Source organism: Pseudomonas sp. P1_F1_2 (assembly GCF_056405815.1).
This window is the reverse complement of record NZ_JBFUBK010000165.1, coordinates 1-8928: the sequence shown is the minus strand read 5'-3', so window position 1 is coordinate 8928 and position 8928 is coordinate 1. Positions and strand designations below refer to the sequence as shown.

The window sequence follows — 8928 nt, the reverse complement described above, 5'->3', positions numbered from 1 at the left end:
GACCAAGGCGTTCCATTGCCTGTGCGTGCATTTCGGGGTCGACGCGACGTTCGCCCATCATGACTTCCACCGGGTCGCCTGGAATCATGCGAATCAGCGCGAAAGTCAGCAAGGTGATGCCGAAAAACGTGGGGATCAATAACCCCAATCGGCGGGTAATAAAACTCAGCATTAGGGCTTATCACTCTTTATTATTTTTGTAATGCCGGTCAGCGTGCTGGCCGTACTCAGCAATTTAGGCTGCGTGAGTAAAGGCTCCGGCTCGACGTTTCCCGGTGTGGCGCTTAATTTTTTTCGTTGTAGCAGGTGAGAAAGTCCTCGCCGGTCTGGCGCCGGCTCGAGGAAGGCGAAGGGGGCCGTTTGGCCGGCCCCTGTCGCTCACTGTTCGTTATAGACGCCGTAGAAGCTACTGAGTCCGAAGGGGCTGATCTGGAAGTCCTGCACACTGGTGCGCATCGGCTGGTAGACCGTGGAGTGGGCGATCGGGGTCATCGGCACCTGCGCTTTCAGGACATGCTGTGCTTCTTTGTACAGCGCAGTGCGCTTGTCCACATCGGAGGTGGCCTCGGCGGCCTTCACCAGTTTGTCGTAGCCAGCATCGCACCACTTGGAGAAGTTGTTGCCGTTGACCGCGTTGCAGGTGTAGAGGGTGCCCAGCCAGTTGTCCGGGTCACCGTTGTCGCCAGTGAAGCCGATCAGCATGGCGTCGTGCTCGCCGGCGTGGCCGCGCTTGATGTACTCACCCCATTCGTAGCTGACGATGTTGGCCTTGATGCCGATTTTGGCCCAGTCGGCCTGGAGCATTTCGGCCATCAGCTTGGCGTTGGGGTTGTAGGGGCGCTGCACCGGCATGGCCCAGAGGGTGATTTCTGTGCCTTCTTTCACGCCTGCAGCCTTCAGCAACTCCTTGGCCTTCTGCGGGTTGTAGCCGGCGTCCTTGATGGACTCGTCGTAGGACCACTGGGTTGGCGGCAGGCCGTTGACGGCCAACTGGCCGGCGCCCTGGTAAACGGCTTCGATGATGGCTTTCTTGTTTACCGCCATGTCTAGCGCCTGGCGTACTTCGAGCTTGTCGAACGGCTTGTGGGTGAAGTTGTAGGCGATATAGCCAAGATTGAAGCCTGGTTGACTAGGCATCTTGATGTTCTTGTCTTCCTGCAGCGGCTTGATGTCGGCCGGGCGCGGGAAGGAGGTGATCTGACATTCGTTCTTTTTCAGCTTTTGCATGCGCACCGAGGCGTCGGTGGTGATAGCGAAGATCAGATTGTCGATCTTCACGTCTTCAGGCTTCCAGTAATCCTTGTTGCCCTTGTAGCGAATCTGGGCGTCTTTCTGGTACTTGCTGAACACGAACGGGCCAGTGCCGATCGGCTTTTGGTTGATGTCCTGGGCCTTGCCTTCCTTGAGCAACTGGTTGGCGTATTCGGCCGACTGGATCGAGGCGAAGCTCATGGCCAGGTTCTGGATGAAGGCTGCGTCGACACCCTTGAGGGTGAACTTGACGGTACGGTCGTCGACTTTTTCGACCTTGGTAATCTTTTCGTTCATCCCCATGTCGGTGAAGTAGGGGAATTCGGTGGGGTAGGCCTTGCGGAACGGCATGTCCTTGTCGAGCATGCGGTTGAAGGTGAACAGCACGTCGTCGGCATTGAAGTCGCGAGTCGGCTTGAAGTAGTCGGTGGTGTGGAACTTGACCCCGTCACGCAGGTGGAAGGTGTAGGTCAGGCCATCGGGAGAAACGTCCCAGCTGGTTGCCAGGCCCGGGATGACCTTGGTGCCGCCACGTTCAAACTGCGAGAGACGGTTGAATACGGTTTCGGCTGAGGCGTCGAAGTCGGTCCCCGTGGTGTATTGGCCTGGGTCGAAGCCAGCTGGGCTGCCTTCGGAGCAGAACACCAGGTTGCTGGCGGCGTGGGTGAAGCCGGAACCGAGGATCAGGCCGGCGGCGATCATGGTCTTGAGCGTGGTTTTTTTGCGCATGCGAACCTCATTGTTGTTATTTTTGAGGGCGGCAGATCAGGTAGTCCATTCCTGGGGGGATGCACCTGACCCTGCGGCTTTACGGGCTGTAGGCTGCCTGTCATTTGCGAACAGGCAGCCGAAGGCCGACGTCCTGGCTCGGGCGGTAGCGCTGAAGTGGGGAGAGGGACGCTCGCGCCGCCACCGGCCGAGGCAAAAATTAAGTCAATCTAAAATTAATTTCAACTTAAATTAAGTAATGCTTACATTTTAAGGGCGCACGGTCAGGCCGTGGGGTGATCGTCGAGCAGGCCGCCCATGGTGGTGACGACCAGCACTTCGGCAACTTCGTTGCCAGAATTGGCGATGGAGTGTTGCTTGGTGGAGTCAAAATGCACCGATCCCCCCGGGCCGAGCGGGTAGGTGTGGCCTTCGATGGTGTAGACGATTTGCCCGGAAAGCACATAGGTAAACTCTGCGCCTTCGTGGGAGATGAGCTCGGACTGGTAGCCCACTGCCATGGTCATCTTCATCGCATTGATCAGGTTGCCGGGGAAGTTGCTGGACAGGCGTTCGTAGACCAGCGGCTGGCTGCCGATGGAGTACCGCACGCGCTGGCCCTGGTGGGAGTCGGGCTGGGGCTGGGTGGGCTGGTCGAACAGGGTGTTGAGCGGAATGCCCAAGGCATTTGCGATTCTCGCCAGCGAGGAGATGGACACGCCAGTGAGGTTACGCTCCGCCTGGGACAGGAAGCTGGCTGAGAGGCCTGTTTCAGTGGCGACTTGATTCAGGGTCTTGTTGGCGGCACGGCGGTAGCGGCGCAACCGTTCCCCGATCTGTTCTGCGGTCATTGGCGTGGCTCGTGTGCTGAAAGGCGCCAGTATAACGGGCAGCGCATTGTCGAAAAGGCTTTTCGCCATATTGAAATTAAGTGGGGCTAAAAAAACGTCTTGACCGCTTTTTAAGTCAGGCTTAAATTTCGCGCACTGCAACATAACTCAGGAGAACGAGATGACAGTGGGTGTAGGTGGCAAAACTCCGGAACAGGCGCTGGCCGGCCTGGCGAAGATGACCGCGGGCATGCAGCCCATCGGCCTCGACGAATACCAGTCACGCATTGCCAAGGCCCAGAGCCTGATGCTCGAGCAGGGTATCGCTGCCCTCTACCTGAACGCTGGCAGCAACCTGTGCTACTTCACCGGAGTGAAGTGGAGCCCGAGCGAACGCATGGTCGGCGCCGTGCTGCCCGCCAACGGCCCGCTGGCCTATATCGCCCCGGCCTTCGAAGAGGGCACCATCCGCGACTTCCGCGAGGTGGATGGGGTTATCCATGGTTGGCATGAGCACGAGAGTCCCTACCGCCTGCTGCTCGACATGCTCGCTGGAATGGGCATCGCCGCCGACGCAGTGGTGGGCCTGTGCCCATCCCTGGCGTTCTTCATGTTCGACGCAATCCGCCGCCTCGGATCGGGTTTCGAGTTCGTAGACGCTTCTTGCGTTATAAACCAGTGTCGCTATCACAAGTCCGCTACAGAGTTGGCGCTGATGCAGCGCGCCAAAGACATGACCTTGGAAGTGCACAAGGCTGCCGCCAGCATCCTGCGCGCAGGTATCAGCACCACCGAGGTTGCCGAGTTCATCCGCGAGGCGCACCGCAAGGTGGGCGCGCCGGGTTCGACCTTCTGCATCGTGCTGTTCGGCGAGGCCAGCGCCTTCCCCCACGGGGTGAAGCACGCGCAGGTGCTCAAGGACGGCGACATGGTGCTGATCGACACGGGCTGCCTGCTCCACGGCTACCAGTCGGATATCACTCGCAGTTACGTGTTCGGCACCCCGAGCGACCGCCAGCGCGCCATGTGGAACCTGGAAAAGGCCGCCCAGCAGGCCGCCTTCGACGCCGCGCGCCTGGGCGAACCCTGCCGGGTGGTGGATGCCGCTGCGCGGCTTAGCCTGGAAGCCGCCGGTCTCGGCCCGGACTACCAGTTACCCGGCCTGCCGCACCGCACCGGACATGGCATCGGCCTGGACATTCACGAAGGGCCCTACCTGGTGCGTGGTGACCAGACGCCGCTGGCCGAGGGCATGTGCTTCTCCAATGAGCCGATGATTTGCGTACCGGGCGAGTTCGGTATTCGCCTGGAGGATCATTTCTACATGACCGCCACTGGCCCGCGCTGGTTTACCCAGCCGAGCTATTCCGTAGACGACCCGTTCGGGTTGGAGGCCTGAGGGCAGGCGATTGTCCGAGGTGGCTAGCTGCCTGTCACGAAGGGTCGGTAGCGGCCCTTCACTTCAGGCAGCTATCGGCAAGGAGTGGACACTCGGAAACTCAACCGCGCACCAGGTAGGCCCCTGAAGGAACCCGATATCGCAGCTTCTTGCATTTGCCGGATGCAGGCTGATGCCCCGGCGGGCGATCAGGAAACCAAATTCGGCATTTGCCCGGAGGCGGCATATGGCCGCGGGGAATCTCAAGCTCAGCGTACGCCCGCTCTGGCTCGACATTCACCATTTGCAAGTTTCCTTCGGCCCCGGCTCTGCCAGCCGTCGGTACATCCGAAACCCGATCTGCCCCTGCACTAGCGAAGTTGCCCGCGTCACGCCCAGTGTCCGGAGTGGATGGCTCAACAACCGCCATCTGCGCTTCGCGGCGCCTTTGGGTCTCCTCCTCCAGCCCCTTCTGCACTTCGACCTGGTCCTCTTTGCCAATGGGTGGGGTACCCGAGGATTGGGCCTGCTGCGCCGCCTGGATCAATTGGAAGTTACGGTTGCGCAACTCGACGTTGCGACCAACCCTCATGTTCGAACGCGCCGCCAAGGTTTCAGCCTGCTGGTATTGCCCCTGCTGAAGACGCAATACACCGAGGTAATGCAGCGTCGCGGGATTGTTCGGCTGGATATGCAGGGCACGCTCCAGCGTTGCGGCGGCCTGGTCCAGATGGCCATTTCCATACTGCCGCGAGGCTGTTTCGATCAAGGTGGTTGATGCGCTGTTGCTTTGCGCGGGAGCTCTTCGCTCGGCAGCGACAGAACAAAACGACGCGACGGCACAGAACACCAGGATGAGGCCTGGCAGAAAACTCTTGGTTGGCATCAGGGGGCTGACTCGACTGAACTCGGACGGCACTGGCGTAAAACAGACCACAGCGCTGCTCGGCATTTCCGATACAGGGCCGCTATTGACCTGGCCAACACCCTGAAGTTCCTGGGGCAACGGGGACTATTTAAGCAACGGTTTCCTAGAACTTTTCCCTATTTATCGGTCTATGTGGATAGGCACATCCGCTCGGTAAGCACGCCCCCCCGCAGGCTTACCACAACCAGATCGCCACACGTCCAATTGTCCATCAGAGGTTGCCTTCGCTCATGAAATTCCATGTCCCACGGATAGTGCTCGTCGGCCTGTTCGCGTTCGCGGCAGTGAGCTCGGCATCCGCCACACAGATGAAAACCTCAACCCCGGTTTTCGCCACTGAAGTCACAGCCATTCAATCGCCTGTCCAGGCCGCCGGCAACCCTTGGCCGACCTTGGCCAGTATGACCGGTAAGCAGCCAGGGCCGTTGCTAGCCCATGACGATCGATACTGGCATGACGGCCGTTGGCACGATCGTAGAGACGATTGGCGCCGAGATGAATGGCGCAGAGATAATTGGCGTAGAGAGCAAGCCCGCCGAGAAGCTGAACGTCGTGATTGGGAGCGCCACCAGGATCGGGCCATGCGGCATCGTTACGAGGACGATCACCGTTACTATCGTCGCTAGTGCGAATCCACGGCGTAGAGGACGCTGAAGTTCACGGCTGGGGTAAGCCTGAGGTGGTCACCCCGGCGAAAGGCCCCGCTCAATCCGCAGCCTGCGACGCCGTCGCCACCTCGGCGCCGCCCCCGGCGTGCGTGCCGCGCTCCTTCCTTAGACCCGTGCCTTCAGCTTTGAACGCCAATAGGAGAGGCATGGGACCGTACCCTCACAAAGGCAGCGGTCTATCTGATCTGTTACGCTCGTTCCTTCCTTTCTCTTTCGCCACTTGTGGCCTTTTCAATGACAATACTCACCCCATGACTAACCAAACGCCTGAGCCTCAATCCGTCTACAGCCCCATCTCCAGCAGCGCGATCTTCATCGTTGCAACGGTGGCTCCGGGTAGCGACTGCGCGGAGAAAGTACGGGGCTAGTGCGCAGACATCGCGGCCCTTACGCGATCAGTCGGCAAACGAGTGCCCTCCGGAAATTTGTCGTGCGTCTGCGGTTTTGGTTCCAGTGCCTGGGACTTACTCTTTGGTCAGCCGCGCCCCGCCTCACTCCACCCGTTTCGCGAGTTTGGCACTGAGGGACGTCGCGCGATGGCAACGTCGGGGGACATTTTGCTGCACATTCGTGCGGACCAGATGGACCTGTGTTTCGAATTGGCGACGCAGTTGCTTTCGGCGCTGGGCGATGCGATTTCAGTCGTTGATGAGGTCCAGGGTTTCCGTCACTTCTACATGCGCAACATGGTCGGCTTTGTGGATGGCACCGAAAACCCGGTGGGTCGGCATGCAGTCGACTTCACAATCATTGGCGATGAAGATCGGGCGTTCAGCGGCGGTAGCAACCTGCCGGATGCCAGCGTGCTCGCCCCCCTGGGCCTGGTCATGCGCAAAACCGAACCGCGCTCGGCCATCGCCGAAAAATGTTTTGCTGAAGCCCGAAAACTGTTTGCAGCAAAGAACCCGATCTAAAGTGTCGTCTGAATTGCCCAGGCCATTACTTACAATGGTCCCACCTTGCCGAACCCCTGACCTGCAAAAGCCTCAAAACAATCGTTAAATGGCAGAATTGCCTTAACTTGATCCTTTTTGAGGCCACCATGCTTCGCGTGCTTGAACGAAGACTCGACCCTTTCCCACCCGATGAAGCACCGCCGCCACCTGTCGGCCTGGTGCGGTTCCTGTGGGCCTGCACCCGCGGCGCCCGCGGTTATATCCTGGCGTTTGCGCTGCTCAGTGCCAGTGTGTCGATTTACGAAGCCTGGTTGTTTTCCTTTCTCGGGCAGGTCGTGGACCTGCTCTCCACCTGGCAGGCCGGCGGCGATGCACAGGCGCAGGAAAGTCGAGTGCTGTGGGGCATCGGCATCGTACTGATCACCAGCATCGGGTTGGTAGCACTACGCACCATGGTGCAGCACCAGATATTGGCGATTAATCTGCCGCTGCGGCTGCGCTGGGATTTCCATCGCCTGATGCTGCGGCAAAGCCTTTCATTCTTTTCCGATGAGTTCTCCGGCCGGGTGACGACCAAGGTGATGCAGACCGCACTCGGCGTGCGCGAGGTCCTGTTCACCGTCATCGAAATCGCCCCCGGGATCGGGGTTTATTTCATCGCGATCATCGCACTGGCCGGCGGCTTCGACCTGAAACTGATGCTGCCTTTTATTGCCTGGATCGCCTTGTTCGGCCTGGCCATGCTGTACTTTGTGCCACGTTTGGGGCAAGTCGGGCAGGAACAGGCCCATGCGCGGTCGTCGATGACCGGGCGCATCTCGGACGCCTACACCAACATCACCACTGTGAAGCTGTTCTCGCACTCCAATCGCGAAGCACACTTCGCGCGCGCGGCGATGGAGGATTTCAAGCTGACCGGCTTTCGCCAGATGCGTCTGGTCAGCCAGTTCGAGATCGTCAACCAGGCGCTGGTGGTCGCGCTGATTATTGGAGCTGGCGGCTATGCCCTGTGGCTGTGGCACCAGGGCGAAGTCGGCACGGGGGCCGTTGCGGCGATTACCGCCATGGCGCTGCGTATCAACGGCATGTCGCATTGGATCATGTGGCAGATGACCTCGCTGTTCGAAAGCATCGGCACCGTGCAGGATGGCATGGCGACCTTGACCCGTGGCCCCAAGGTGCAGGATGCGCCAGACGCCGGAGTGCTGGTGCCCGCCGGCGGCGCGGTGACCTTCGACAATGTCGGTTTCAACTACAACGGTGAACGCCAGGTGCTCGATGGCCTTAGCTTGAACATCTTCCCGGGCGAAAAAATCGGCCTGGTGGGCCGCTCCGGAGCCGGCAAGTCCACGCTGATCAACCTGCTGCTGCGCTTCTACGACGTGGACAGTGGCGAGATTCGCATCGATGGACAAAACATCGCTCAGGTGACACAAGACAGCCTGCGCAGCGCCATCGGCATGGTCACTCAGGACACCTCCCTGCTGCACCGTTCCATTCGCGACAACATCGCCTACGGTCGCCCGGATGCGACCGACGCGCAAGTCCGCAGGGCCGCCGCCAACGCCCAGGCCGATGGTTTCATCAGTCAACTGAGCGACCGGCAAGGCCATACCGGTTATGACACCCTGGTGGGTGAGCGCGGTATCAAGCTTTCGGGTGGCCAGCGCCAACGCATTGCCATCGCCCGGGTGATGCTCAAGAATGCCCCGATCCTGTTGCTTGACGAGGCCACCAGCGCCCTGGATTCGGAAGTCGAAGTCGCCATCCAGGAAAGCCTCGATGAAATGATGGAGGGCAAGACCGTCATCGCCATCGCCCATCGGCTGTCAACGATCGCGGCCATGGATCGGCTGATTGTCATGGATGACGGACGCATCATCGAACAGGGTACCCATGCCGAATTGCTGCGTAAAAACGGCACCTATGCGCGGCTTTGGCATCATCAGAGCGGTGGGTTTCTGGGCGAGGATCAGGGGGTGGCTGAGACGATGGAGTAGGCATGAGCGGCCGTTGCTGGCGAGACAATCATCCAGCACGACACCCAATCGGACACCCTCAAGAACGTCAGGATGGGTCGAGCGCTGCGCTCTTCGAGAGGCAGCAGTCGGCCGATTCTGTTGAAAAAGTCGGCCATGGTTTCCACGACAGAAAAGTACGCGCTTGAGATTGAAATCTTCACTTTGAGCAGAGGATTCTGGGTTCAGATTTCGCGTGGCGGCGTGCAAAAAAGGCGTTGTAAGCGGTCAGTATGCGGGCAGTCTGGAAG

At 59.7% G+C, this 8928-nt stretch carries 6 protein-coding genes and 3 pseudogenes; 5 read left to right on the top strand and 4 right to left on the bottom strand.

Going from position 1 to position 8928, the window contains the following annotated elements; genetic code table 11:
- The 3 genes and pseudogenes from AC1D2P_RS29535 to AC1D2P_RS29525 all read right to left on the bottom strand — a co-directional run.
- Positions 1-172 (bottom strand): annotated as a pseudogene (locus tag AC1D2P_RS29535) (peptide ABC transporter permease); the annotation flags it as partial.
- Positions 173-378: 206 nt separating this feature from the next.
- On the bottom strand, positions 379-1980 hold the full coding sequence (locus tag AC1D2P_RS29530; RefSeq protein WP_046032421.1) for an ABC transporter substrate-binding protein: 1602 nt from the start codon (positions 1978-1980) through the stop codon (positions 379-381).
- A gap of 263 nt (positions 1981-2243) precedes the next feature.
- Complete coding sequence (locus tag AC1D2P_RS29525) at positions 2244-2810, bottom strand: helix-turn-helix domain-containing protein (protein ID WP_477758510.1); 567 nt, start codon at positions 2808-2810, stop codon at positions 2244-2246.
- 160 nt (positions 2811-2970) lie between these two features.
- Here AC1D2P_RS29525 and AC1D2P_RS29520 point away from each other — a divergent pair, with 160 nt between their 5' ends.
- Positions 2971-4188 (top strand): M24 family metallopeptidase, encoded by a 1218-nt coding sequence (locus tag AC1D2P_RS29520; RefSeq protein WP_223525261.1) that lies wholly within the window; start codon positions 2971-2973, stop codon positions 4186-4188.
- Positions 4189-4288: 100 nt separating this feature from the next.
- On the opposite strand, the gene AC1D2P_RS29515 is transcribed toward AC1D2P_RS29520, so the two are convergent.
- Positions 4289-5053 (bottom strand): tetratricopeptide repeat protein, encoded by a 765-nt coding sequence (locus tag AC1D2P_RS29515; RefSeq protein ID WP_223524925.1) that lies wholly within the window; start codon positions 5051-5053, stop codon positions 4289-4291.
- Positions 5054-5325: 272 nt separating this feature from the next.
- Between AC1D2P_RS29515 and AC1D2P_RS29510 the strand changes: the two genes are divergently transcribed.
- The 4 genes and pseudogenes from AC1D2P_RS29510 (at position 5326) to AC1D2P_RS29495 (ending at position 8659) form a co-directional block, all read left to right on the top strand.
- Entirely contained in the window at positions 5326-5721 is a 396-nt protein-coding gene (locus AC1D2P_RS29510) for a hypothetical protein (protein ID WP_109788123.1), read from the top strand.
- A gap of 293 nt (positions 5722-6014) precedes the next feature.
- A pseudogene (locus AC1D2P_RS29505) lies at positions 6015-6548 on the top strand (Dyp-type peroxidase); the annotation flags it as partial.
- Positions 6549-6677 (top strand): annotated as a pseudogene (locus AC1D2P_RS29500) (LysR family transcriptional regulator); the annotation flags it as partial.
- A 128-nt stretch (positions 6678-6805) separates the two neighbouring features.
- Positions 6806-8659 carry an ABC transporter ATP-binding protein gene (locus tag AC1D2P_RS29495; RefSeq protein WP_109788100.1) on the top strand — a complete coding sequence of 618 codons (1854 nt, stop codon included), beginning with the start codon at positions 6806-6808 and terminating at the stop codon, positions 8657-8659.
- Positions 8660-8928 lie beyond the last annotated feature (269 nt).